This is a genomic window from Pedobacter caeni (assembly GCF_900129215.1).
Classification (GTDB): Bacteria; Bacteroidota; Bacteroidia; order Sphingobacteriales; family Sphingobacteriaceae; genus Pedobacter; species Pedobacter caeni.
The window spans coordinates 1118106-1144491 of record NZ_FQUQ01000001.1 but is presented as its reverse complement, the minus strand read 5'-3'; the positions used below and the strand labels follow the sequence as shown (position 1 = coordinate 1144491).

The following is a 26386-nucleotide window of genomic DNA, read 5'->3' as shown; positions in this document are numbered from 1 at the left end:
CCTGTGTACAGAAGCCTCCTGCTCATTATAGGGATTTAAATACTGAGAGCAGAATCCAGATTCAGCTCTTTATTACTCGTATCGTTGGCGGCATATATGGCCGCGACATGTTCATTCAGATATTTCGAGGTATAGTAATGGTCTGTGACATTGATAAAAAGAACATTCCCCCCCTCAATGGTGTTGATCAGGGTATTTGCAAGTTCCGGCGCTACTGCCGGGCAGCCCTGACTACGGCCCAGTCTCCCCAAAGCATTGATCGTTCCCTGACTCACATAGTCGGCACCATGTACTACTATAGAACGCTTACGGGCATTGGAATTAAAGCCTTCATCCATTCCGTCAAGGCGTAATGACTTGCCGTGCTGTCCATTATAAATCTCTGCTGTTAAGTAAAATCCGATGCTGCTCTGAAAGGAATCATTCAGGTTGGAAAACCGGGTAGCCTTGTCACTTCCACTTCGCTGTCCATGGGCAACCCAGGTATTGAGCAACAATTTCTTTTTGTCCAGATCTACAATCCATAAACGTTTACGTGTACTGTTTTGGTCAAAATCAGCAATGGTTAGAATAGACTTATCCGCAGATACTTGTCCGGATCTTTTAAGGTTGTAAAAACCGGTAACGGCTTTTTCAAAAACGGAAGGACTTAAGCCACTTTCCTCAAGATGTGCTGATTGGTAAATATTGCTGACGTGCCTGCTGTACAAACTATCTTCAGTTGGAATTACAACTGCGTTAATTGGGGGAGTTACCGGCTCCCGGCTCATCATGGTGAAGGCAACTGTCATCGTAATAAATCCTGCTCCACCAAAAAGGTATTTCATCATAGAATTGGGTTTTAGTGCTATGAATAATTGTTCTGTTATTTATGTAATGCTTTGCTATAGGCTTGTGTTTAAATGCTAATATATTGATTATTTGATGTTTGTGTTTAAAAATGGCGGGCTATTACGTTCCAATGACTTAACTATCTTAAGAGTGTATAACCGTCATCTAAAATTATCAGAGCGGCGGTTTCTGTTAATAATCAGGCTATTTTTTTTCTTCTTTTATTCTGATCCTCTGATACATAAACGTTCATATTCTCAAAACAGACATAAATTCCAACAAAAGGTTTAAAATAGTGCGCTCCGTATTCAGTTAAACCGAAACCTGCCTCTTGTAAATTGACGTAATAGATCTGCCTGTTTACGTAATAGATTTTGTTCCTCCTGTAATCTGTTGGAATTTGTAGGCATGAAAATAAACATCAGCCCTTTTATTCTTTTAAGAATTCCGGCCTTCTCCATGACAGATCAATTAGTTGAAGTATGGGAACAGCTAAAAGTATCTATTAGCTTTTCATCCAGTGATTTTTATGAAAAAATAAAGACCATTGAAGCAAGCGAGCTCGCGAACCTGGACCCTAAGGTCAGGTTTACGATATGGAAGTATTTCAACCGTTCCAGATACAGGGGAACACCCTATGGGAGCTTTGCTTCATTTGCGGTTGCCGAATTGACGGAGGGAGCAAAAGAGGTGGTGTTTTCTTCAGCGCAGCATTTGCATCGTTTTAAGGATTGGTCGTATAGAAACGATATGGAAGTGTCGATGAGTGATTTGACATCGCCAGATCGTCTGTATTTCTCTAATTCCAGTACTTATTCTACCTCCAGGAGCATCCGCTTCATTTCCTTGCAGGAGCAGGTCTTTGAACTCGCCGAAATTGAGAAAAGCGAATTCATCAGCGAGTTGCTGGAATATTGCAGTCAAAAAGCAAAATATGCGGCTATATGTGATTTCGCGGAAAGCAGAGAGGTGTCAGAAGAAGTCCTCAAAGGTATTCTGAAAGCGATGCTCGAGTTACAACTGTTGTTCACCGATCTTGATCCGAACATTATTGGACCAGACTATTTCAACAGGACCGGTCAGCCGCTTTCTGGAACACAGGAGCAATACCTTATTGCAGAAAGAACTTTGCATTCAGGAGGGCTTGACAAAGCTGCATTAAAACATCTTCCTTCCTGTATTGAATATTTAACAAAACAGAGTATACTACCAATAAATGAAGGACTTAATGCTTTTATAAATGCATTCCAAAAGCGGTTTGAATCTCAGGAGTTATCCCTGGTACGGGTGCTGGATCCGGAATTGGGAATAGGCTATGGAGATTTAGCAGGAAGTTCAGCAGCTGCTGGTTTGGCAAGTGAGCTGACTGAAGGGGCAACTCAGGCGGAACCCTCTGGAATGCCCAGGACTGAATTTGCGCACCAGTTGCTCAAAGAGATGTTACGGATGGCAAACCAGAAAAACCAACCCATTCAATTGGAGAATATTAAATACAAAGAGTTGATAAATAGTAATATAAAGCTACCTAACACTTTTAGTGCTTTAGTTAGGTTTGCAGACAATCTCCTGATCCTGGAATCAATGGGCGGCTGTACAGGCAATGCATTAACAGGGAGGTTTACCATGGCTAGTGATGCCGTCACCTCACATTGCAGACAGATTACGGCCCTGGAATCCGCAGCAAACCCGGAGGTGATCTTTTTTGATATCGCTTATATGGCAGAAGGTAAGGTAGATAATGTGAACCGGAGAAAAGGGGTGTATGAATATGAGGTTCCCATTTTGAACTATTCCTGCGCTGATCAGGTCATTCCATTAAATGATATCCTGGTTACCGTAAAAAACGGTGAGATTATCCTCCTGTCTGCGCAATATGGGAAGCGGTTGATCCCGAGATTAGCCTCCGCCTACAACTACAGCAGGTCTGATCTGTCCATCTACCGCTTCCTGTGCGACCTGCAACACCAGCAATTACAAACGCAGCTCTTATTCGACATTGAGTCTCTCTTGCCGGACCTGGATTTTTACCCAAGAGTTCAATACAAAAACCTCGTTTTATCACTCGGAAAATGGAGGGTCAAAGCTGGAGATCAGGGGCAGAAAACTATACTTAACCTGCTCAATGAAATGGGGGTAAGCCGTTACTTTTCTGCAGGGACCGGAGATCAGACCTTATGCTTTGATAAAGAGAATGAAACCGATTTAATATACTTTAAACAGTACCTGAATCAATACAACGATTTCGTTATAACTGAGGTTATTATGCCTAATTGTCAGATATTTAAAGATGATAATAGTAATAGTTACTTTAGTCAGGCTTTAATCAGCTTAAACCACAACGAAGAACTCTATTCCGGGCATGTTCCAGCTAAAAAAACAGTTGGCAATACCCTGGAAAAAGTAATCGTTCCCGGGAAAGACTGGTTGTATTTTGAGATTTATTGTCATGAGGAAAGAGCCGACTTTATCCTTGCCGGCATGATCGAAAATTTCATCGCATCCTATGCTCCGGAATTTAAAACCTGGTTCTTTATCCGGTACAATGATCCGGCTCCGCACCTCAGGTTGCGGCTGCAATTAAGGCAGCCGGAAAAAGGATATTTTTACATGAGCAAATTAATGGAGCTGCTCTCCGAAGACCTATCCGACGGACTCATCACTGACATTCAATTGAAAACTTATCAAAGGGAAACAGAGCGCTATGGGCCCGCTCTGATGGAGCTTACCGAGCAGCATTTCAAACTGGACAGTGCCTATGCCCTGAAAGTAATCACCGAAGACCTGGACCTGTTCGATAAGTATGCGAACTGCATCGTTTTCATGAAATCAGCATTGACCGCCATGGGACTGAGCATAGGAGAGGAGGCGCTGTTTATCCGCAGCATTCAGCAGGTATACGAAAGAGAGCATCACATGGCCGGCATGGAGTTTAAAAAAGTAAACAGGGAATGGAGCGCTTTCAGGGAGGTTTATCCGCAAGGAAGCCTGGCGGAACTTCTGCTGACACTTCCGGATGAGCTGCTCAGTTCTTTTACCGGCACCTTAACAGAAAGCAGTCCTGAGGACAGAAAATCCTTATACTGCAGCCTTTTTCACATGCACATCAACCGGTTGTTTGCCAGTCATCAGAGAGCACATGAAACGATCATCTATAGCTTCCTGTACAAACAGCTGGCAACAGAAAAACAAAACTTACACCTGGTTCAGTTCAATCGTTAGCCGGGTATGGAAATACTTGTCTTCAGTAACAAAGGTTTGTAGCGCTGCTTTATCTCCATAAGTGGATCTTAATCGCTTTTTTACATTGTGTAAGCCGATATGGTGACTGCTATGTGGTTGTTCCATGGCAATCAGGTTTTTCGTTTCTACATACAATACTCCGGCAGAACAATCCAGCTCAATCAAAGCAGGCTGGGATTCCTGCCGGAGTTCCCCATGCTTAAACATGTTCTCTACTAAAGTCATCACCAGCAAGGGAATGACCTGAACCTCTGCAGCAGCTTCGCTGTAGCTAAGTGAAATGTGCAGGCCATATCCGGCTTTAATCTGATGGAGTTTAATCAGGTTTTCTACCTGCTCCAGTTCTCCGGACAATACCGATTGTGCGTGATTTTTCACTTCTTCAATAGAATACCTCATCATCTCTGATAAGGCCATAATCGCTTCCGCAGCCTCCGGAGCACTTTTTCGGGTATTGGTATAGATAAAATTTAAGGTATTAAAGAGGAAATGGGGATTGATTTGCGCTTTCAGCTGGGCATGTTGCGACTTGATCAGATCTGAATAAATCCTTTGGTTTTCAATGATGACCAGTAAACGCTCTTTTTCCTGCTCCTCCGCTCGTTTTCTTTCCCTGAAATAACTCAGGATATAATAATACCCGGTGGCAAACAAGATGAAATAAACCGCTCGGTAAGCACCATAAATATAGGCTTTGAAAGTAAATTGTACAGGTTCGAAAAGTGTGACCAAGCCATTTTTGCTCATGAAATCCGCCACAAAAAGTACGATTGGGATGTAGCATCCTACTTCAAGCGCAATGAAAAGCGGCAACCTCCATACCCCATGTATGGTTCCCATTCTGGCTGCAGGCATGACCACCTGAGCATGAAAATAAAACAATAATGCATTGAATAAATAAAACAACGCATAGTTTCCAAAGGTCATAAAAGTACCCCGGATTAACCCTGTAATCACTACTTCATAAAATATAAAGAGGAACCAGCCTAAAAAATGGATCCTGTATCTGTATAAAAAGTCTTGAAAATTCTTTAATGTCATTTTTACTTCGTGTAAAAGAAAATAGGGTTTACGTAATACTTTTCGTTGATGCAGCTATCCGAGCTAATTTTCACAAAAAAACCAGAACATGAAAAAAGAACTCACAGCAATCAATCTAAAGAAAAACACATTATTTGTGTTCAAATCAAAAAAAGGAAGAGCAACTTCTTTTAAAACCTATACTGATCCGACCAACACCACTGCGACCGGACATACAGTATCCAGATTCTAGCCATAATATGGCGCACATGACAATGAAATCTAATCGGATACATTCCGCTTGGATTTCATTGTTTTCTCTCCCAGAAAGGTTAAAAACTGCTTTTTATAAGTCGTCCCCAAAGGTACTTCCATCTTATTACTCAGAATAATCGTATATCCCTCCACTTTACTGATGTAGTTCACTGAAACAATAAAAGACCTTTGTACCCGTACAAAATTATTGTTATCCTGCAACTTCGACTCCAGCTCCTTCATCGTCAGATAGGCAACATGTGTCTCATTCACGGTATGAATCTTCACGTAATTGTTTAATCCCTCAATCATGATGATGTCTCTGATGTTAATCTTTGTATACTTCTGGACCTGATCGGTCTTGATAAAAAAGAAATCATCTGCTGTAACGGTATTCTTAACCGTGTTTTCAGCATTCAGCAGCCTTTTGATCATCAATGCGAATTTACTCATGGAAATCGGTTTCAAAAGGTATTCATTCGCCTGAACCCCAAAAGCCTCATAAGCGTATTTCGAGTGACCGGTCGTGACGACCAGGTATTTCGTTTTGTCCCTTATGGCGATAGAAAGATCTATTCCTGACATCCCTGGCATATCCATGTCCATGAAAACAATATCTATCTGATCATTGGCCGAAATTTCCATCAATGCCTGCAATGGATTGGTGAAATACTTTACCAGTTGTAGGTTGGGCATGGTATTAATGTAATCAACCAGGAGTTCTACAGCATGTTTCTCATCGTCAATTATTACACAGTTTAATTTCTTATCCATTGATCTCCTCCTATAAATTGGAATAATATTAATAAATCTAACCTAAAAATATTCACAACGCAAAACAGCTATTTCGCGTAATACTTTTTATTATATCATGAAATTTATTAAGAATGTGTAAAGTTAAATCAAATTCAGTGACAAAACTATAATTTATGAGCCATATTACCTGATTTTTAAAGCTTTTTTCCGAAGAATGGAGAGTTTTAATGGTTTTTTCTAATTGACTTTCTCATTCACCACGCAAAAAGTGTCATTCACCACGTAGAGCTATTCATTGGCGTAATAGAATTGTGCGTATCACTGATCTTGCCTACTTTTATCACATCCCCCCTATAAAACGAAATTCCCGATGCATGGAGGTGCATCGGGGATCTTTATTCCAAATTGGTGCTTGGAACCAAATTGCAAACGACATCTCGCGTTCTCATATAGTTTGTTAACTTGAAAGGGGAGTATTCCCCTTTGCTTAATGAACAGCGATTTCTTTCTATAATTCATTTTATTTTTTTTATTGAAGCGTAGATCATCCTATCCCGGATCTGATCCGGGATTATTTTTTTTTCCGGCGTAGGGGTAAGTTCTAAAATGGTTGTCCTATTCATAAATCATCAAAATAAATTGATCAATTATCAAAAGAACAACAAAATGAAAACAATCAAGTATCTATTAATCGTTGCAGTAAGCATTTTCAGTATGACTACCCTAAAGGCACAGGTGCCGGGATTAAGCTTTGGAATCAAAGCAGGGGCAAACTTCGCCAATCTTCATTCTGACTTTAAAGAATTGTCAAAAGAAAAAGGAAAGCTGGGATTCAATATCGGCGTATTTGCACGTGTGGGTGAAACCCTGTATTTTCAACCCGAAATTAATTATACCACTTTCAAGAGCGAATACAGTTATGGAAACACAACGTACAGCCCTAACTTCAAACAAATGAACATCCCGTTGATGGTAGGTTACAAGCTGATCAACAAAGAAGCGTTCAACCTGCATGTTTCTGCCGGACCGGATTTCAGTTATACCCTGAACAAGCCAAATGCCCCGCTTTCATTTGATTACAAAAAATTCAATATCGGTGGAGTGATCAATGCAGGGGTAGACATAGGCAGCCTTACCATTGATGCCCGTTACACCAGAGGATTCACCAAAATCAACAAAGGATTAAACGAGAAAACAGGCATTTATAACCTTTCTGTAGGCTTTAAGATCTTCTAATACTTAAATTTTTCAGATAAATAAAGGGTCTTGATTAATTCATTGGCCCTTTTTTTATATTTGGGTAAATTATTTCGATATGCAAAGTGAATTATTTCAAATAGAGAACGATATGCCCTGGGAAGACCTCGGTAATGGGATTCAAAGACAGGTCTTTGGCTATGACGACAGGGTGATGCTGGTGAAAGCCAAATTCGAAGCCGGAGCCATTGGCACCCTCCATGAACACCACCATACACAGGTTACCTACGTAGACAGTGGTGTATTTGAAATGACCATTGGAGAAGAAAAGAAAACCATAAGAAAAGGAGATGGCTTTTACGTGCCTCCACATGCAGTTCATGGCTGTGTATGTTTAGAGCCAGGAATCCTGATTGATGCCTTTACACCACACAGATCGGACTTTCTAAAAGACGAAGCTACTCCGTCTTCATAAACTTATACAGATAAGCACAAACCAGCAGCAGGGCACTTAAAATGAGCCATAATACATTATAACCATGATGTTCGGCGATATAAAAACCTGCTGTTGGTCCTACCACCTGGGCTACAGACCATACCAACATATAACCTGCAGCATATTGCCCCCGGTTAAACTCATTGGCCCTGCTCATCACAAAGGTATTTACAAAGGGGAGGGCAAACATTTCCCCCACCGTAAAAAACACGATGCACAAGGTTCCTAATACCAGAGGAGAACCAAAAGGAACCATCAACACCAGGAAGGAAGCAGCAATAAACAAGACACCAACAGTAATAAAAAATACCGGCGATCTTTTCCCTTCAATCCGGTGAACCATCACCATCTCGAACAAGGCAATGATCACCCCATTCAGGCCAAGGATCAGTCCAATCATAAACTCATTGATCTTCCAGGCCTCTTTGAAGAACACCGGGACCACCCTGAACATCAGGAAGAAACAGATGATAAAAATCATGCTGAGTAGAATGAACTTAATGAAAAGCCCGTCTTCCCATGGCTTACGGACTACAATGCCCTTCACCTTTTCTTTAATTGTTTTCCGGTAGGCCTTGATTTTAGGAAGGAAGATCATGATGCTCAACCCTGCAAAAATACTCACTGCTCCATCTACATAGAAGAGCAACCTGTAGTCGTAAGAAGCGATCAATCCACCCATACTTACGCCAAAAGCCCATCCTATATTCGTCGCCAGGCGGTTCAGCGAGTAAGATCTCGTTTCCAGTCCGGGTTTGGCATAGGCCGCAATGGCCGCGAAATTCGCAGGGCGAAAGGCTTCCGCAAAGAAACTAATCACCACCGCAAGGATACAAAGCGTATGAAAATGGGTGATGCTGGCAAAAAAAAGAAAAAAGGTTCCGCCAATAATCGCAGAAAAGATCTGAACAGGCCTGAAACCAATGACATCTGTCAGCTTTCCTCCGGCAGCAGAGCCCAGGATAGAGCCTACACCAAAAAGCGTAATGATAAAACCCGCATCAGATGCAGACCGGTGTAAGGACTGGGTCACATACAGGCCCATAAAAGGAACCGCCATATAACCACTTCGGTTAATGAGCATCACAATACTCAGGATCCAGGTTTCACGGCTCAGCCCCGAGAAAGACCTTTTATAGTTTCCGGCAATCGTTTGAAAGATAGACATGATCTTATTTTAGCCCTCCAAAAGCCGCGAAACAAAGGTTCTTATGCAATACTTCTACCTGCTTAAAACCAACCTTCTTCATTAGATCCAATTGGTAATTAACCGATCGGGGGGTATCCTCATACTCAATATAATCGAATACCTTTTGCCGGTATTCCGGACCTCCAAGGCTTTCCAGGTATTCCCCGTATTTCTGTTGAAACAACTCATTTAAATGGGGCGCATCATGGCTGATCAGGTCTGAGATCCAAAAACAACCACCAGGTTTTAATGCTTTATAGAGTTTCTCAAACAGCTGTTCCCATTCTTCATCCCCCCGCAGGTGGTGAAGGGTGGCTGCTGCAAGGATAATGTCATATTTGTTTTCTTCCAGTTCAAGTGCCCTCATGTCCAGCTGAATGCTGGTCACAGTCCCACGTGTGGCCATGGCAACACGTTCCTTTGCCTTTTCCAGCATTGGTAAACTCAGGTCGTTCAGTGTGCAGTTCAGGTCGGGGATTTTACTCAGCATCTTTAAGGTATAATTGCCTGCACCACAACCGATATCGAGCAACTCCTTAGCTTCAGGAACAACATATTTAGCAGCATCGGTACACAACTCCATCGTCAGCGGGGCATCCAGTGTAGTCAATTGTCCCGTATCCAGATTGGAAAAACGTTCAACATCCTGGTCAAACCTGCTTTCAATTTCTTTGTTTGTAGCTTTCGCTGAATAATCTCTTGTCGTCACGCTGTGTAAAATTTCTGCCAAGATAAAAAAATAGAATTGCCATTCCCGCAAAACATCCTAACTTTAAAATGTTCAAAGCAGAAAATATGGCAATTAACTTACGTAAAGGCGAAAAAATCAATATTGGATTATCGAAAATCAGTATAGGACTGGGTTGGGACCCTAACGATGGAACAGGGCATGATTTTGACCTGGATGCTTCGGCATTCATGGTCGATACGAACAGAATGATCCCTGCTGAGGAGTTTTTCGTTTTCTATGGGAATGACAAATCTCCGGACGGAGCCTTATTCCATACAGGAGATGACCCTACAGGAGGAAACAGTGCAACAGGTGATGATGAGATTGTGAAAGTAGACCTTTCCCTTGTAGACGAACGCATTCAGGAGTTGCTATTTGTAGTCACCATTCACGAGGCACAACAAAGAAGACAGAATTTCGGGCAGGTGAGGAGCTCCTATATCCGGATTGTAGACGATACCACAGGCGAAGAAGTGGCAAAATACGAGTTAGACGAAGATTTCTCGATAGAAACAGCGATTGAATTCGGCCGTCTTTACAAAAGAAACGGCAGCTGGAAGTTCGAAGCTTCGGGAAGGGGATACAAAGAAGACCTGGCCTTTTTCCTCGCCAAATACTATACCGGGGAGATCATCAAATAAAATACCATTATACCGGAAGCATGATGTGAAAAGTTGTTCCTTTCTCCAGCTCACTTTTTACCTGAATGCTTCCGCCTAAATCTTCTATCTGGGTTTTTACCATAAACAAGCCCATGCCTTTACCTTCCACATCCATGTCAAAACGTTTGTAAAGGCCAAACAGTTCAGTTCCGTATTTGCGCATATCAATGCCCTTTCCATTATCTGTAAACACCATGTTCAGGTGATTTCCGGTCAGGTATGTTTTGATCCGCAGACAGGGTGCCAGGTGAGGCAGGCGGTATTTTAAGCTGTTTAAAATCAGGTTATAGAAAATATTATACAAATAACCACGTACCGTATAGGCATGAGGAACTTCCAGTTCGTATTTAAACGTCATCTGTTCTTTCTCCAGCAGGTGATTGATGCTCGACTGAATTTCTTCAATCAAAACTCTCAGGTCAACAGACTCTTTGATCCGTCCCGGCGAATCTTTTTTCACCTGTAATACATCGTTCAGGTCTTTGATCACCGTATCCAGGTTCTTGATGGAAGTCCGCAATCCCCGCATCAGTTCTGCTGAGCCTGCCTGATCCGGTGGGGTGGTGTTCATCAGCTCGCTGAGTCCGATGATGTTGGCTACCGGGGCGCGCAGGTTGTGTGAGACCACATACGTAAACTGTTCCAGGTCTTTATTTCTCATGATCAGCTCTGAGGTGAGCTGATGTTGCTGATCTGCCAGTTTCTTTTTCAGGGTAATGTCTTTTACAGACAGGATAAACCCCCAGTTTTTATGCTCAAAATCATGTACACCAACCCATTTTATCGCATACCATTTTTCTATCCCATCTTTTTCCTTCGCTTTGATTTCGTAGGAAATGTTCTTTCCATTGATCACCTCTTTAACGATCTTTTCCAGCTTTGACCGCTTTTGTTCAATAAAATAATCGAATATATGTGTGCCTTCAAATGGTTTTGCATGCCCCCTGAATTCAGCAACTTCTGTTGCCTTCTGGCTATAGGACACAATTTTCAGTTCATGATCTACCAGGATATAAGCGGCGTCGGTATGGTTCAGCAATGTTCTCAGGTTGGCTTCCGATTTCCTTAAGGTCTCCTCAGAAACTTTAAGCGTGGTTACATCCTGTAAAATTCCGTAAAGGCGGATCGGATTCCCCTCATCGTCCAGTTCAATCCGGTTTTCTCCGGTCAGGATCTTAACTTCCCCTTCAGGATTCATGATTCTGAAACTGGTTTTCATATTCCTGCCCAGGCGTTTCATTTTGTCCACCTCATACTGCAGCCGTAACTTATCTTCAGGATGAACAAGATCTTCGAAGTATTGATTGGCAGGAATCAGTGATTCATCACCCCAATAGATCTCCTTCAGCCCATCAGACCAGGTCAGTTCCTGTTTCTTTAAATCGTAATTCCAGTTTCCGATCTGTGCCATCTTCTGGGCTTCCGACAATCCGGCCTCTGCCAGTCTGATTTTTTCCTCGGAGAGCTTGCGTTGGGTGATGTCACTCACCACACCTTCCACGGTCAGCAATTCCCCATTCACGAGGTTAGGCAGGGCACGAACCTCCACCCACCTCATGCTTTTGTCTTTATGGGTTATCCGGTATTGGTTTTTAACTTGTTCCCCTTTAAGGAGCAGCACATCTGCTTTATCGGCAATATGACGGTCTTCAGGATAAATGATCTCATACCATAAATCAGGATTCTCCTGAAATTCGGCTATCGTATAACCATAAATTCTTGGACAACCGGCAGACAATTGCAGGTATCGATTGTGAACAATGTCCCTAAGGAAAAAACCTTCATTAACCGCTTCAAATAATTTGTCTATTTCCTGGTTTACCCGTTCCGTTTCTTTGCGTGCCTGTACCTGCTCGGTCACATCGATTCCAAAAATCAGCAAACCTTCAATTTCTCCTTCGTTATTGCGCAATGCCTGTACCGTGAAATTGATGTACAATGAGGTCAGACTGGGATTTCCCAGGATACCCTGTTCCAGCCGGATAAATACTTCCTTATCTAAAAAAGTCTCGCCGGTCCGATAAACCTGATCCGCAACCTGAATGATAAACTGATGTTCCGGTAGGGTATAGACCTCCTTTAAAGGCAGCTGATGGATCTGTTTTTTTTCTGTAAGCTCGCAATAAAAGGAATTCGCAAACTGAAAAATATGCGTAGGGCCAAGGAGTATCGCAACCGCAGAAGGAACTTTTTGAAGCAATTGTTCAAAATGCCGGCCTTCTTTCAACAGCGACTGAAGCTCATTTTGCGACTGCTCCTTTAACCTTGCTTTTTCCAAAGCATCCAGCACTGCAAAGGGTAGCCGGGTTAAACGGTCCCTCAATAAATAATCAGCAGCACCCTGTTTCAATAAACTGATCCCTTCCTGTTCAAATTCAGGACTGCTGATCCCGATAAAAACAGCCTCATGTTCGGTACCCTTGAGCCAGTAAAAAGCCTGGCAGCCGGCAGATTCAGGGCCCGAAAAGGAAGCCAGAGTCAGATCAGGCGTAAATTCATTCCATGCCTCCACATAATCCTTAAACGTATAGACCTTTAACAAGTCAACTTCAGCATCTGATCTTAACGCATCAGCAATTTCCCCCTGGTCATATTCAGGGTCCTCAAGCAGTATAATTCTCAGTGTTTTTTTCATAGGGCAGAAACTGATGAACGTGGATTAAGGTAACAATAAATCCCTGGTTTTTCATCCTCAGCTGTATTTAATTAAAGTAGAAAAAGAACCCTGACATCTGAATTAATTATTTTATATGTAAAAAACCTATTAACTTTAACCTACTGAAACCATCATGATCTTACCGGTCACCTAACGATTGAATACAAGATCATGATCGCTTCATAACCGATAAACTGAGCTTGCGAACTCTTGAGAACATTTAAAATTCAATAAAGAACTCGAAAAAAAACAATTATATTCCAATGAAAGAACTAAAAACATATCAAAAAGTTTAGTTAATTACCACCTTGAGAAATTAGATGAGAAGATTACCTGTTTATTTTTTGCTGGATACATCCGGGTCGATGTATGGAGAGCCTATTCAAGCGTTAAATAATGCTTTAAACGGAATGTTGAGCACTTTAAGAACAGATGCGCAGGCACTGGATTCTTTGTGGATCAGCATCATTACTTTCGACAGAGAAGTGAAAGAACTTGTTCCACTAACAGAACTTGTTCATTTCCAGTTGCCGGAAATTGTTTGCCCTCAAAGCGGGCCTACACATCTCGGTCAGGCATTGGAATTGCTCCATGAAAAAGCAGAGAAAGAACTTCGTAAAGCTTCTGATGAACAAACTGCAGACTGGAGGCCTTTATTTTTTCTCTTTACCGACGGCAAACCTTCCGACCTGATGTTGTACAGGCAGATGATCCCTAAAGTTAAAGCACTTAATTTTGCCTCTATTGTGGCCTGTGCTGCCGGACATCTGGCGGATGACTCTATTCTGAAAGAACTGACCGATACCGTTGTTCATCTGGATACTGCCGATAGCACCACCCTTAAACAATTCTTTAAGTGGGTATCTGATGCCATAGACCAGGGCAATAAAAGTATGGGCACGACCGAAAGCATTACCCTGCCACCACCACCTTCCGAAATTCATTTAATTATCTGATCCTATTCCCAGACATGAGAAGACTTCCTATATATTTCCTTATAGATATTTCTGAGTCCATGATCGGTGAGCCTATCCAAAACGTAGAAGAAGGATTGGCAACGATCATTAAAGCATTAAAATCCGATCCTTATGCCATTGAAACGGTATGGATCTCTGTACTGGTTTTCGCCGGACAGGCAAAAACAATTGTTCCGCTTCAGGAGATTGCGGATTTCTACCCACCAAGGTTTCCCATCGGGGGAGGAACATCCTTAAGCAAAGGACTAGGCCACCTGATGTATGAGCTGAGATCAAATATCATTAAAACTACCCACGAACAAAAGGGTGATTGGAAACCCATTATTTTCCTCCTTACAGACGGCGTACCTACTGATGATACCCGTTCTGCAATTCAGGAATGGAAGCTAAACTGGCAGAAATCTACCAACCTGGTGGCCATTTCGTTCGGACAGGAAACGGACCTTTCCTTACTTACAGAACTGACCGAACATGTGCTCATGTTTAACAACAGCGACGCTTCTCAGTATACAGCGTTTTTCAAATGGGTAACTGATTCGATTAAAACCAGCAGCGTCAGCGTAGACAACAGCGCTTCAGGCTTTGAACTTGCCAAGCTGGACGATAAGGTAGTGACCAAAATTGACCTCAATAAAAAATCCGACCTTCAGGAATATATCGATCCAAACTATGTGGTACTCGCAGCCAAATGCCAGAATACCAAAAGGCCTTACCTGATGAAGTACAAAAAGGTCTTAAATGATTCCCCGTTTTCTGATCTGGGCCTGCAAACGGTAGCTTACCGCCTGAATGGAGCATTTCAGGTCGACAATTCTTATTATGAACTCTCAGACCCATCAGCCAGTTCCTTTAAAATAAACAGTGAAGAGCTGATCGGGGCACCAACATGCCCATCCTGCGGCAATCAATATGGCCTGGCCATCTGCTCATGTGGTAAGATCCATTGTATCGGTGAAGAAGAATACAGTACCTGCCCATGGTGCAATACACAGGCACAGTATGGAACAGGTGGCGGAGGTTTTGACATTAACAGAACCCAGGGATAAGCGCCAATGGAAAAATGGGAACTATTCCAACAGAAAAAAAACCTGGAGGAGAAACGTATTGTATTGCCAAATGCCACTGTTGGGAAGGATTATCAGGTATGGATCGACCTGGGAGAAGAAGCTTCATCTGAGCTGATTTTATCGGATATAACAGGTCTGGAAAATACAGGGTTAGCTTACCACAAAGAAAGTAATACCTTAGCCGGAACCCCTTTGGGAAATGCCGATCTGAAACTGATTTTCAACTTTCTGATTGCCGGAGAAACCATAGAAAAGAAAGTTCCTTTTGCCATTAATCCGGACCCCCGCTCTTTATGGAAAAACCTGGAGAGTGATCCGCAGGATCCCTGGTGGAAGGCGGATGAGCAAATTACGCAGCAGCTTTTTGGTACTAAGGAACTGGTGGCAGCCTCCAAAAGAGGAAGGGCCCATGCCAATACAGGGAAGTTCAGAGAAGACCACTATGAGGTTGCAACACTCGGGAAACAGGGTTGGAGCATTCTGGTGGTATCTGATGGGGCAGGCAGTGCCAGCTTATCCAGATTGGGTTCAAAACTGGCTTGCGAAAGCGCCATCAGTCAGCTGAAAGCACTGCCGGAAACGGAATGGCAAGCGCTGGGGCAGCAGCTGCAGGGACAGACCAGAAACATCAGCGGAGCCGAAGCAGATCAGCTGACAACGGATCTTCAGCAATTGGCTGCAGATTTCCTGAGTCCAACCGTCTATCAGGTACACCAGCAGCTGGCATCAAGGGCTGCATCCATGAATATCAGCCTTTCTGACCTTCATTCCACACTTGCGCTTTGTCTGATCAAGGCCTCCGATCAGGGTTGGATGATCTTGACTTTTAGTGTCGGTGATTGCCCTATTGCCTTAATAGATAGTGATAAAGCAGATGTTTTGAATGTCCTGGACTCAGGAGAGTACGGCGGTGCCACGCGTTTCATCACGATGCCGGAGATATTTGATCATCCCGATTTTTATACCCGTTTCTCTGCCAGGGTGGTTCCTGATTTTGCTTATCTGATGATGATGAGTGATGGGATCTATGATGCCAAATTTGAGACGACCTTCAACCTGGCACAACCAAAAATGTGGAAAGGACTGATCGATGATCTGGAAGGAAACAATCCGGAAGGACAGCAGGTAAATCTCCGGCAAGGAAACCAAAATGTAGCTGCCCAGCTTTCCTCCTGGATGGATTTCTGGAGTACCGGGAATCATGATGACAGAACTTTAGTGATCATTTATTAAATTTAACCATGGCTGTTGTAACTGTAGAATCTCCATATACCCGCAAAAGATATCAGTATTATGATAACGGTGATCCTAAAAAAGGCGGACTAAAAGACGTTTACTTTAGTGTAGACAAGCAATATGTAGTCGCCATTTTCAGGGAACGCCTCGATGATAACCAAAAAGAACGTCTGAAAAGAATTACTGGCCATTATTTGCAGCAGATCAGCAGCAAAGAAGCGGGAGAGTATTACCTGAATGAGGTATACCGCTGGCCCACCGATGTGATTGAATGGAAAGGACTCACAGGGATCGTTGTTCCCATTTACGCCCCTAAATTTTTCTTTAGCAAAGGCTATGAGAAGAACGACCTGATCCTTGGAGGAGAGAAAAACGGCAAATGGTTTGCCGGCTCAAAATTCAGAAATCCCAATTTTCCGTTGAGGATAGCGAGCTCAGAGTTAGGTAATTGGATGAGTTATCTTCAGGTATGCGTTAACCTGTGCCGCGGGGTTAAAAAGATGCATGCAATGGGGCTTGCTCATTCGGACCTTTCCTATAATAATGTGTTGGTAGATCCGGTTACCAAATCTGCCTGCATGATCGATCTGGATGGCCTGGTGGTTCCTGGTTTATTTCCGGCAGAAGTAATTGGTACAGCTGAATTCATTGCGCCTGAAGTAATGGCTACCAAACACCTGAACAAAACAGATCCGGAACGCAAACTTCCCAGAAGGGAAACAGACCTGCATTCCCTGCCGGTTCTGATTTACATGTACCTTTTACACCGTCACCCACTATTGGGAGGAAAGGTCCATGATCTTGATCCGGAAACAGATAACCTGCTGGCGATGGGGAAAAACGCCTTGTTTATAGAACATCCCACAGACCTCAGCAACCGGCCTAAAGCCAGTCAGCTCTCAAAATGGGAACAACCCTGGGGAGATGTAGATAAATTGCCTTATACACTTACAGGGCCTTACCTCAAGGAATTGTTTGACCAGGCTTTCGTCACCGGCCTTCATCATCCGGCATCCCGGCCTGCAGCAGACATCTGGGAACAAGCCCTGATGAAGACCAGCGATCTTTTACAGCCCTGCAGTAATCCTGCATGTGAGCAAAAGTGGTATGTGTTCGACAATACTACCCAACCAAAATGCCCTTTCTGTGGCCAGCTGCATTCCGGATCTTTACCAGTCCTGGATTTATATTTTAAATCTGCCGAAGGAGCTTACCGGCCAGAACAGCACCGGTTAATGGTCTATACCAACCAATACCTGTTTCCATGGCATGTAAACAGGAACATCGTGAGGAATGAAAAGCTAACAGAGGTGGATAAAGCACCTGCAGGGTATTTTGTGAAACACAATGACAAGTGGGTGCTGGTTAACCAGACGTTGACCTCCTTAAGGGATGTAACAGAACAAACAGACATCCCGGTTGGCGGATTTGTAGAACTCACCCAGGGCAAGAAAATTCTGTTTTCAGCCGAAGAAGGGGGAAGGGTGGCATTGGTTACCCTGGTGGGAGAATAAAGACTTAAAACGAATAAAACCTTAAAATTTCAACCTCAGGCCGATACCCAGCTTAAAAATATCCCCTAAGTTGAGCTCTGAGGTGTTTTGAAAGTAATTGATCAGGTAATAATCGTTGGTATTGAGCTCGGTGTACACACTGACCGCCTTTATTCCTGATCCTTTAAGTAACTTTTCTCCGTTAAACTCAATCTCATTGGCAATGGATAAATGTGGCCTCATTGCTTCAGACCAATGGTAATAGTCAGGGTGATACCTGTTTCTGTTAAAGCGGTAAGAGAGTTCCGGATGGAAAGTATAACTGAGAAATAAGCCCGGAATAAAAGGGTAGAACTTCCCCCATTCCTTCAGCTTAATCTCATAAACCCGATAGGCAATTTTAGCGGTCACAATGTTTAGTTCACCACCTTTAGAGGCGGGAACATAACCATAATTGAAATCCAGGATCCCTCTTTTATTTTTGAATAAATCATAACCTGCACCTACGCTAAAATAGCCGATACTTCCCGCAAACTGTACAATTGCATTGTCGGGGATCAGAAACTTTAAATTTTGCGCAGAGACCTTCATCGTCGCTGCGATCAGAAATATGGCGATATACGCTGATTTAAAAAGGGATGCGTTCAAAACTTGCTTTGTGATTTATGATTTCAACTAATAAAAATTCTTCATTTCCCATTGAACTGGTGATGTAATAAGGGATTCCGGAATCATCAGGATAAAAAAGCTGATAATTATGAGCATGAGCATGAAGGGAAGCCAGAAAACCCGGAACCGCGGCAAAGTTATCCGTATACCCTTTAATCAGCGCCTGATCAAAATCATCCGAATTTGGGGCAACATGAGAAATCGCCACATAATTGCTCACGCCTTCCTGAGGCTGCATTTCTGCTTTTAACCAGGGGATATCGGGTGTTTGCCCATTAAATTTATGCTCTCTGCTATTGGTATCATGGCATACAAACTTTATTCCTCCATAGATAAAGGAATAATTCAGGGGGCCAAACATCGTCGTGAAAGCATCTCTTCCACGGGAGGTCAGGTCATGATTTCCAATCACCGCCACATAAGGCGGCTTTAGTTTGGCTAAGCTGCGGCTGATCCATTCCATTTCCTGTAATACACCGAATTCTGTAATGTCTCCGGCCACTACGACAAAGTCTATCCCCGGCATTTCATTGATTTTCTTCGTGAAACGAACCGTCTCATCGCGCGATCGCTGGGTATCACCCGTTAAGATGAAACGTACCGTATCGTCATTCCTACCATCACCCAGACGCTTCAGGTTGCCGGCGTTAATATCTCTGTAGGAATTCCTGTCAAAAGTCTGATTGGGACTATATTCAAAACTATTACAGCTGGAGAATCCCATAACTGCAATCATGATCGGTGCGACAAATACTCTCATTGAGGAATCTTATTGTTTCTGTCAAACTTAGTTTTAAAAACACGTCCTCAAAAGCCCAAATCGCGGATATGGCATTGCGATAACCGTTAAATGGCATTGATTTAACAATTCTGTTAAACAATAATATCAAGAATAAAATAAATGAAATGAGCTTAGAAAAGCTAACCTGTTTAGTTGAAGCCCGTTAAAAAGAACAGCATGGTTTTCAAGGCGCTTTAACTTTGTATTTAGCCCTTAACCTTGTCTTTTAAAGAAAGCCCGCTATTGATTTCATTAAATTCAGGAGAAGTGGAGGCCATTGCCGCTGCTTCAGAAAAATCCTGCGGACTGATGTATTTCCAGCTCACCTGGTTTTCTTCCAGTTCAAAGAGAATCTCCATTGGATGATCGATCAGGTGATCTTCAAAAAATATACGTTTGCTTTCTGCCCAGGCATTCGGATCACCCAGTTTTGCCGGCCAGGTGTACAATTTATGAGCTTCTATGGACCGTTCGCTATCCACATAAACGGACCTTTTGGAAATGAGGTGACTGATGTCAAACTGTTCCACCTTGCCGGAGATCAGGCCTTCATTTTCGGTCAGACACAATCCAGTCGCCGTAAAATATGGTACCAATACATTCTCACCCTGTTGCTGCTGAGGAGTACCAAAGAACACATATTTTCCTTTTGTCAATTGATGGGGCGTTTTTGTCATACCGGATGTTAGAAAGCCCAAAGCTACATTATATTTTAGCTTTTAACACCTTGCAAAGGATTTCAATTGCTGCATTCATCTCTGCTATGTTCATCGTTGCAAAACCCATCCGGATGGAATTGTTATGCTGCGGATTGCCATGATAATGAATACCGGAACTAATGTACAATCCTTTGCTTATCGCAGCATCTGCAACTTTAGCCAGTGGATAAGCTTCATTAAAGTTTGCCCAGATCGCCATTCCGCCCGAAGGTCTTTCAAAACTGACGATTCCTTTCAGCTCCTGGTCCAATAGTGTGCAGAGGTTATTCAGCCGGTCGAAATAGGCTTTATTTGCCTTTTTTAAATAGCGGCCGATATCTCCGTTTTGAATCAGTGCCGCAAGTGCGTCTTCCAGGACATGATCCGCTCTCAGATCGATAATCATCCGCATTTGAATGGCCTGCCGGATAAAATCGGCAGGAGCCACCATAAAGCCGATCCTTATGGAAGAAGCAATAGATTTAGAAAAAGAGCCGATGTAGATCACTCTTCCTTCATGCTGACTGCTGGCGAGTGGAAGATAGGGGGCCGAGTTATAATGAAATTCGTAATCATAGTCGTCCTCAATAATGGCAAAGTTATACTTCCTGGAAAGTTCCAGCAACCTCATTCGCCGCTGTGGACTTAAAGTTACTGTGGTCGGATGATGGTGATGTGGAATCACATAAAGCACATTGATCTGCTGCTTTTTACAGGCTTGCTCTACGGCATCCATATCCATTCCCCAGGCATCTACCGGAACTTTAACCAGACGGGCACCCAGCTTTTCGAATACCATATTTGCCATAAAATAGCTCGGATCGCCTACGATAACCGCATCTCCGGCCTGGAGTAATAAACTGGCAGCAATGTAAATGCTCATCTGAGCACCGTGGGTGGTCATGGTATGCTGTGCCTCAATGTTTAGTCCGCGGCTTTCCAGAAGATAAGCGACCAGGGCTTCTCTGAGTAATGGAGATCCTCCGCCTAAAGATCCCGGAAGCCATTTCCTGGCCGAAGCCAGTTTCGACCTGCTTCTATATTCTCTGTTCAGCAAATCCAATGGTGCCAGCCTGGAATCCGGATATCCTCCATCGATGATGAACTCCGGAGACCTCAATCCAGGGACAGATACAATAGGCGTATGTGTTTCCATCTGATAAAAAGGGGCGGCCAGAAATTCTCCATAGGAACCCGATCTGGGCTCGTTCCAGCGCTGTGGTTTTAAATCCGGCAGGTTCTGTGCAATCATGGCACCTTTTCTGGGGATCACCTCGATCCAGCTTTGTGCATAGAGCTCATCGTAGGCGGCAATGACGGTTTTACGGTGAATGTTCAAAAGTTTAGCCAGCTCACGGGTACCGGGAAGCATCGTTCCGGGTTTGATTTGTCCTTCCCGGATGATGTTCACCACATTGTTTGCGATCTGTAGAAAGATCGGTTGCGGAGATTCTTTGTCGATGGAGAGGAGGGTGGTAAATGGAAGCATCTGGACTACTCTGTTTTTTAAATCTGGATAGTAAAGGTAGTCCATCTGTCCTGTACTTTTGAATAAAAAAAACGAAATATGAGGAACATTACTTATAAAACTAACCTTTGTCCGGATACTGCTGCAATTATTGCATTGTATGTAAGTTCGGGCTTAAGCAGACCTACAGGGGATTTTGAGCGAATACACAAGATGTATGAGAACTCCAATGTGATCGTTTCCGCCTGGGATGGCGATAACCTGGTGGGGATTGCCAGATCAATTACAGATTTCTGTTATTCCTGTTACCTTTCAGATCTGGCTGTTCATCTGGACTATCAAAAAAGCGGAATAGGAAAGGAACTGGTGGCGCTGACAAAAGAATGCATAGGGCAGGAGTCGATGCTGTTGTTGTTATCCGCCCCAACAGCGATGAGCTATTACCCCAAAATCGGGATGGAGCATCTTGACAATGCATTTCTCATCAGAAGAGCAGTATAAAAAGAACAGCAAAAAAAAAGGGCCGGATTACTCCGACCCCTTTTTTAAACATACATTGATTGCTCAATAGGGACCTATTGAATTACTTTACCATCTTCACCAATTTTGATGGAAGCAGTTTCTGCTTCTTTTTTCACATCAATCTGGTAATATTTGGTTTTGTCTGCGTTAGTTACCAGGAAAGCTGCAACCGGAGTCCATGCTTTAACTGGTTCACTTTGCAAAGTAGTTTTTACTGCTTCCGGAAGATCTTTCAATTCAACCGGAGTTTTTGTAGTGCTATCTTGTTTCACGGTAATTGCTACCGGAGTTTTTACTTCACTTGCGTTTACTGCTGAGATTCCTGCGAATGCTAAAAATGCTGCTGATAAAATGATCTTTTTCATATCTTATGTATTTCAGTTATTATTCTTGTTAATTACGATTAGACTATGTTTAATAATGATGCCAGAACAAATCAGGTGTGGCATAGCATTGATAAACAGCTATTTGTAAAATAAGAGGTTAAATTAACTGTAGAGATGTGCTACACTTTGTGGCTTAAGGTAGCAGCTTTTATGCTCGTATCTTATGGAGCAGCTTCTGCATTGGTTAAAAGACTAAACTTATTGATCTTTTGTTTCTGCAGGATGTCGATGATCTTTTTTACAGCGGGGTACTCTTCATTGGCATCTCCTTTAATACTGACCCTCATCGCTGTGGAATGCAGTTCTGCAACAGCCTGCCTGGAATGTAATACCCAATCTGCCAGCTGGTTGTTTGCAGAATCAGCCGGGATACCTGTTTCCAGACCTGAGGCAGTCCGTTTTGCCCCATCCATCATGATATAAGCCTTCAGGCTTTGAACGGGCACACCAAAAGAACCAATTACGCTGAATCTTTTTTTCTCTTCAGCACTGAACCCGATTTTATATTGTGTACCAATCTTTTCCAGCATCGCAATTTTAATGTCCTGACCAGTGGCTTCAAAAAACACTTTCCCTTTCCCAATGGTCAGCAATGCAATGTCCTTATCAGGCACCTTAATCGTATAGGTGGATGTAGGAATTTTTACATCCAGGGGATCCGGTTGTTTTGCCGTGGCAGTTAAGATGAAAAAGGTGAGGAGGAGGAAGGAAACATCGGTCATGGCCGTCATATCGATGGTCAACGCCTTCCTCTGGACTTTTACTCTGGGCATAATTTAAAAATATAAAAGGTGAAAGGTTTGACCGGTTAGCGTTGCTGCACACCCAACTGGTAGATCTGATTGATCCACTTTTGTCTTTGCTCTGGCAGTGCAGTTTTGATGATACCAACATAGGTTACTTTTACGGGTTTAATCCCGCAGAACTCCAGCGTACTCTTTTTCAATAGATTTACGCTTGGCCTTCCATACATCAGCCGGTAATACCAGCCTGGCTGATCCAGTGTCGTAATGATTCTGGCGGTCTTACCGGTCAGCAATTTGTCCCACCACATGGAATTCTCCTTATATTGATAGGTTAGTCCGGGAAGGAACAGCCGGTCCAGAAAGCCTTTCATTATTGCGGGAGGGCCTCCCCACCAAACAGGATGTATCCAGACCAGATGATCTGCTGCTTTTATCTTTTCCAGGCTTTCCAGCAAGTCCGGCTCTAGGTCCATTCTTTTGGTATAGCCGTATTGTAAGTTTGGGTTGAAATCAAGTTCGCCGATATTGATCCGGGAAATGGTCGCACCAGCTTTTATGGCCCCATCTTTATAAGCTTCTGCGAGTGCATGGTTGAAACTTTCCGGGTTGGGATGTCCGTTTATAATTAGAATCTTGTTCATTTTGTCCTGATATTTATTTGTTCAGGGCAAAGGTATCCTGATGCGCATTCCGGCTACAGGACATTTGTCTATAAAACGAGGCCTTTTTCTACTACAAAGTCACTTCCCGTCTTAAGCGGCTCAGGTGCCTCGGTGTGATGCCAAGATAAGAGGCCAGGTATTGCAAAGGGATTTGCTGAACATATACAGGCTGGTTTTCCAGAAGATCCATATACCTTTTCTTAGCCTTTTCTTTCTGAAAACTGAATAACCGCTTTTCCAGTTCCAGATATTGCTGTTCGGCAATCATTTTAAGGAACCTGGTCCAGTTCAGGCTGGACTGAGACAACAGGTCCAGATCTGCCTTCTGAACAACCACCAGTTCGGCTGATGATACCGCCTGAATATTCTCTACAGTAGGCGCTCCGGTAATAAATGAAGAATATGCCGTTGTCAGGGTGTTGGGAAAAGTGATACAATAGGTGATCTCCTCTCCGGATTCAGGGCTGAAGAAAGACCGCAGAATGCCACTTTTAAGAAAAGCGACCTCCTTACAAAACTGACCTTCCTGAATTAAGAACTCCCCTTTTTTGATGGACCTTAATGCGGTCTTTTCTTCGAAAGCAGAAATCTCTGAAGGGCTGAAAATGTTAAATGACGTTAGAAAAGTGCTGATCATTGAAAATAAGAATAAATGATAATCTCCCTGAGTTTGGCCTCAAAGATATCATTCTATCCGGATAGACGAACTGGTTTATTTGTCCAGCCACTCTTTAAAAGCAATGGATTTATCCCTGCTCAGCACCACTTCTTCTTCCGCAGGAGGCCGCAATTCTACCTTGAGCTTACCATTAAAAAATATATGGATTTTACCTACCGCAGCATTACAAACCAGATATTGCCTGGTGATCCTGAAGAATAACGAAGGATTAATCTCTTTTTCCAATTCTTCCAGCGTCTGACTGATATAGTGTTTCTCTCCCTTATGTGTCACCAGAAATGTGGTTTTGAATGCTGAACCGAAATAAGCAATGTCTTCCACTGCAATAGAAATCAGCTGATCCCTGAAAGTCACGAGGAAACGGGACCTGTAAATGACCTGCTTTGATTGAATCTGACCAAACAACTGCATCATCGACTCATAATCCGGTTTGCGCTGTTGCATGCTGAATTTTTGAAGCGCCTGCTCCAGGGCCTCTTTATCGATTGGTTTTAACAGATAATCCACGCTGTTGACCTTAAATGCCTGCAATGCGTATTCATCATAAGCTGTAGTAAAAATCACAGGTGCCTGCAGCTCCACGTTTTTATAAATTTCGAAGCTCAGCCCATCGCTTAACCTGATGTCCATGAAAATCAGGGAAGGGGCAGGATTGCTCTTTAGCCAGATGATGGCCTCTTTTACGGTCTGCAACCGTCCAACGATCTGAACGGAATAAGCGGATTCATTGAGCAGCTTTTCCAATCGCCTGGCATTGGGCAATTCATCTTCTATAATTAAACTATCTATGGTCATAGGGCAGCAGGGGGATTTTAACTTGAAAGCGATCTGGAGTCTGAAGAACAATAGGGGTTTTATTCGATAACAAAAGGTAGCGTTCTTCAATATTTTTCAAACCCATCTTAGAGCTTAACTCTACATGGGTTTTCAGGTTGATGTTATTTTCTACAAAAAGATGGTCTTCCAATCCGTATATCCGGATGTGCAGCGGTTCAGATGCACTGATCACATTGTGTTTAATCGCATTTTCTATCAGCAATTGCAAAGTGATCGGAGCGATCCCTGAACCCAGCATTCCATCAGGAATATCTATCAGTAATGCAATCCGGTCCCCATAACGCATCTCATACAAAAAGAAATAGGACCTGATAAAAGACAACTCTTCTTTCAACGCAATGACACTCTGACTCCGGTTGGAGAGCAAATACCGGTATACAGAAGAAAGCTGCTGAAGAAACTTAACCGCAATGTCTTTATCTTCTTCGATCAAAGCGGTCAGCGTGCTGAAATTATTGAATAAAAAATGGGGGTCTATCTGTGCTTTTAAGGCATCCAGCTGCGCCTGCGTTACCGATTGCTTCAATTTAACTGATTCCAGCTCTGCATCAGTCCATTTGTGTAAAAAATAGTCTATCGTAAAAGCGGCAGTACTCAATAAAGAAATCAGTACACCGAGGACAAGGGCCTGACGGATCAGCAACTCTGTCAGAAATTCAAAAGCACTCAACGAAACCGCCTGGATCAACATCGATGTTCCATAGAACATCACCGTTAGCAGCACGATCTGAATCATCAGCTGCAGAAGAAAACGGTTGATCGGTGATTTTTCCCAGGGTAAAAACTGGTTGAGGGTCCTTGTGATCAGAATCGACGATTCTATCGTCACGATGACAAAATAACCCAGGTAAAATGCCTCCAGACAATAATCGTAAAGCGAATAATCAGCATAGGACTTCGCATGATCCTCACTGGTCATGAAAAAAAACATCAGGTAAATGATCACCGTCAGAAAAGGGTATCCGTACAATCTAAACAGCCGGTAGGTTAACTTTTGCATCAGAATTAAGGTCTTATGGTTTTAAACGGGATCACAAACAAAACTACGAGAATCAACAACAGCATTGAATATATTTTTTCAGGATATCATGGTCTTTTATAAGTAATGAAGCGATCATGCGCCTGTACGCGAT

At 42.9% G+C, this 26386-nt stretch carries 26 protein-coding genes; 10 read left to right on the top strand and 16 right to left on the bottom strand.

The genetic code is table 11. From position 1 onward, the window contains the following. Positions 1–35: 35 nt before the first annotated feature. On the bottom strand, positions 36–830 hold the full coding sequence (locus BUC20_RS04835; RefSeq protein WP_073228089.1) for a murein L,D-transpeptidase catalytic domain family protein: 795 nt from the start codon (positions 828–830) through the stop codon (positions 36–38). A 409-nt stretch (positions 831–1239) separates the two neighbouring features. Between BUC20_RS04835 and BUC20_RS04830 the strand changes: the two genes are divergently transcribed. Next, a complete protein-coding gene (locus BUC20_RS04830) occupies positions 1240–4050 on the top strand; it encodes a lantibiotic dehydratase (protein ID WP_073228086.1) in 2811 nt (936 codons plus the stop codon). Here the strand turns inward: BUC20_RS04830 and BUC20_RS04825 are convergent. After that, on the bottom strand, positions 4024–5112 hold the full coding sequence (locus tag BUC20_RS04825; RefSeq protein ID WP_073228083.1) for a sensor histidine kinase: 1089 nt from the start codon (positions 5110–5112) through the stop codon (positions 4024–4026). The genes BUC20_RS04830 and BUC20_RS04825 overlap by 27 nt on opposite strands. A gap of 88 nt (positions 5113–5200) precedes the next feature. Between BUC20_RS04825 and BUC20_RS33880 the strand changes: the two genes are divergently transcribed. Beyond that, positions 5201–5344, top strand: coding sequence for a hypothetical protein (locus BUC20_RS33880; RefSeq protein ID WP_159441054.1), 144 nt, complete (start codon positions 5201–5203; stop codon positions 5342–5344). 29 nt (positions 5345–5373) lie between these two features. On the opposite strand, the gene BUC20_RS04820 is transcribed toward BUC20_RS33880, so the two are convergent. Beyond that, on the bottom strand, positions 5374–6120 hold the full coding sequence (locus BUC20_RS04820; protein ID WP_073228080.1) for a LytR/AlgR family response regulator transcription factor: 747 nt from the start codon (positions 6118–6120) through the stop codon (positions 5374–5376). Between the two features lie 648 nt (positions 6121–6768). On the opposite strand from BUC20_RS04820, the gene BUC20_RS04815 reads away from it, so the two are divergent. Beyond that, positions 6769–7338, top strand: coding sequence for a porin family protein (locus BUC20_RS04815; RefSeq protein ID WP_073229496.1), 570 nt, complete (start codon positions 6769–6771; stop codon positions 7336–7338). Between the two features lie 79 nt (positions 7339–7417). Beyond that, a complete protein-coding gene (locus tag BUC20_RS04810) occupies positions 7418–7774 on the top strand; it encodes a cupin domain-containing protein (protein ID WP_073228078.1) in 357 nt (118 codons plus the stop codon). Here BUC20_RS04810 and BUC20_RS04805 read toward each other — a convergent pair. Together BUC20_RS04805 and BUC20_RS04800 are read right to left on the bottom strand one after the other, a co-directional pair. Next, entirely contained in the window at positions 7758–8963 is a 1206-nt protein-coding gene (locus BUC20_RS04805; RefSeq protein ID WP_073228075.1) for an MFS transporter, read from the bottom strand. The two genes, BUC20_RS04810 and BUC20_RS04805, sit on opposite strands and share 17 nt — an antisense overlap. A gap of 4 nt (positions 8964–8967) precedes the next feature. After that, positions 8968–9714, bottom strand: a complete 747-nt coding sequence (locus BUC20_RS04800) for a class I SAM-dependent methyltransferase (protein WP_234994446.1) — start codon at positions 9712–9714, stop codon at positions 8968–8970. A 65-nt stretch (positions 9715–9779) separates the two neighbouring features. Between BUC20_RS04800 and BUC20_RS04795 the strand changes: the two genes are divergently transcribed. After that, positions 9780–10355 carry a TerD family protein gene (locus BUC20_RS04795; RefSeq protein ID WP_073229491.1) on the top strand — a complete coding sequence of 192 codons (576 nt, stop codon included), beginning with the start codon at positions 9780–9782 and terminating at the stop codon, positions 10353–10355. 7 nt (positions 10356–10362) lie between these two features. On the opposite strand, the gene BUC20_RS04790 is transcribed toward BUC20_RS04795, so the two are convergent. Next, entirely contained in the window at positions 10363–13011 is a 2649-nt protein-coding gene (locus BUC20_RS04790; protein WP_073228074.1) for a PAS domain-containing sensor histidine kinase, read from the bottom strand. 341 nt (positions 13012–13352) lie between these two features. Between BUC20_RS04790 and BUC20_RS04785 the strand changes: the two genes are divergently transcribed. Genes BUC20_RS04785 through BUC20_RS04770 form a run of 4 tightly spaced genes read left to right on the top strand, consistent with a single transcriptional unit; the run spans position 13353 to position 17826 of the window. Then, positions 13353–13988 (top strand): vWA domain-containing protein, encoded by a 636-nt coding sequence (locus BUC20_RS04785; protein WP_073228071.1) that lies wholly within the window; start codon positions 13353–13355, stop codon positions 13986–13988. 14 nt (positions 13989–14002) lie between these two features. After that, the gene (locus tag BUC20_RS04780; protein ID WP_073228068.1) at positions 14003–15055 is read left to right on the top strand and encodes a TerY-C metal binding domain-containing protein; all 1053 of its coding nucleotides are present in this window, start codon (positions 14003–14005) and stop codon (positions 15053–15055) included. Between the two features lie 6 nt (positions 15056–15061). Then, entirely contained in the window at positions 15062–16309 is a 1248-nt protein-coding gene (locus BUC20_RS04775) for a PP2C family serine/threonine-protein phosphatase (protein WP_073228066.1), read from the top strand. An 8-nt stretch (positions 16310–16317) separates the two neighbouring features. Further along, the gene (locus tag BUC20_RS04770) at positions 16318–17826 is read left to right on the top strand and encodes a helix-hairpin-helix domain-containing protein (protein WP_073228064.1); all 1509 of its coding nucleotides are present in this window, start codon (positions 16318–16320) and stop codon (positions 17824–17826) included. A 21-nt stretch (positions 17827–17847) separates the two neighbouring features. Here the strand turns inward: BUC20_RS04770 and BUC20_RS04765 are convergent, their stop codons facing one another. The 4 genes from BUC20_RS04765 to BUC20_RS04750 form a co-directional block, all read right to left on the bottom strand. Continuing rightward, positions 17848–18453 (bottom strand): hypothetical protein, encoded by a 606-nt coding sequence (locus tag BUC20_RS04765; protein WP_234994444.1) that lies wholly within the window; start codon positions 18451–18453, stop codon positions 17848–17850. After that, entirely contained in the window at positions 18434–19234 is an 801-nt protein-coding gene (locus BUC20_RS04760; protein ID WP_073228058.1) for a metallophosphoesterase family protein, read from the bottom strand. Before BUC20_RS04760 ends, BUC20_RS04765 begins: the two co-directional genes overlap by 20 nt. Positions 19235–19461: 227 nt before the next feature. Continuing rightward, on the bottom strand, positions 19462–19932 hold the full coding sequence (locus BUC20_RS04755) for a hypothetical protein (protein ID WP_073228056.1): 471 nt from the start codon (positions 19930–19932) through the stop codon (positions 19462–19464). A 28-nt stretch (positions 19933–19960) separates the two neighbouring features. Further along, a complete protein-coding gene (locus BUC20_RS04750) occupies positions 19961–21487 on the bottom strand; it encodes an aminotransferase-like domain-containing protein (protein WP_234994442.1) in 1527 nt (508 codons plus the stop codon). Positions 21488–21520: 33 nt separating this feature from the next. Here BUC20_RS04750 and BUC20_RS04745 point away from each other — a divergent pair, with 33 nt between their 5' ends. Further along, complete coding sequence (locus BUC20_RS04745; protein WP_073228054.1) at positions 21521–21922, top strand: GNAT family N-acetyltransferase; 402 nt, start codon at positions 21521–21523, stop codon at positions 21920–21922. Between the two features lie 74 nt (positions 21923–21996). Here BUC20_RS04745 and BUC20_RS04740 read toward each other — a convergent pair whose 3' ends face one another. The 6 genes from BUC20_RS04740 to BUC20_RS04715 form a co-directional block, all read right to left on the bottom strand. Continuing rightward, positions 21997–22308 (bottom strand): hypothetical protein, encoded by a 312-nt coding sequence (locus tag BUC20_RS04740; protein ID WP_073228051.1) that lies wholly within the window; start codon positions 22306–22308, stop codon positions 21997–21999. Positions 22309–22490: 182 nt separating this feature from the next. Then, positions 22491–23102 (bottom strand): ExbD/TolR family protein, encoded by a 612-nt coding sequence (locus tag BUC20_RS04735; RefSeq protein WP_073228049.1) that lies wholly within the window; start codon positions 23100–23102, stop codon positions 22491–22493. 35 nt (positions 23103–23137) lie between these two features. Further along, complete coding sequence (locus BUC20_RS04730) at positions 23138–23716, bottom strand: NAD(P)H-dependent oxidoreductase (RefSeq protein ID WP_073228047.1); 579 nt, start codon at positions 23714–23716, stop codon at positions 23138–23140. Positions 23717–23807: 91 nt separating this feature from the next. After that, a complete protein-coding gene (locus BUC20_RS04725) occupies positions 23808–24374 on the bottom strand; it encodes a Crp/Fnr family transcriptional regulator (protein WP_073228044.1) in 567 nt (188 codons plus the stop codon). Between the two features lie 75 nt (positions 24375–24449). After that, positions 24450–25211 carry a LytR/AlgR family response regulator transcription factor gene (locus BUC20_RS04720; protein WP_073228041.1) on the bottom strand — a complete coding sequence of 254 codons (762 nt, stop codon included), beginning with the start codon at positions 25209–25211 and terminating at the stop codon, positions 24450–24452. Next, entirely contained in the window at positions 25198–26253 is a 1056-nt protein-coding gene (locus BUC20_RS04715) for a sensor histidine kinase (RefSeq protein WP_084528538.1), read from the bottom strand. The genes BUC20_RS04720 and BUC20_RS04715 overlap by 14 nt, the downstream gene beginning before the upstream one ends. Positions 26254–26386: the final 133 nt, after the last annotated feature.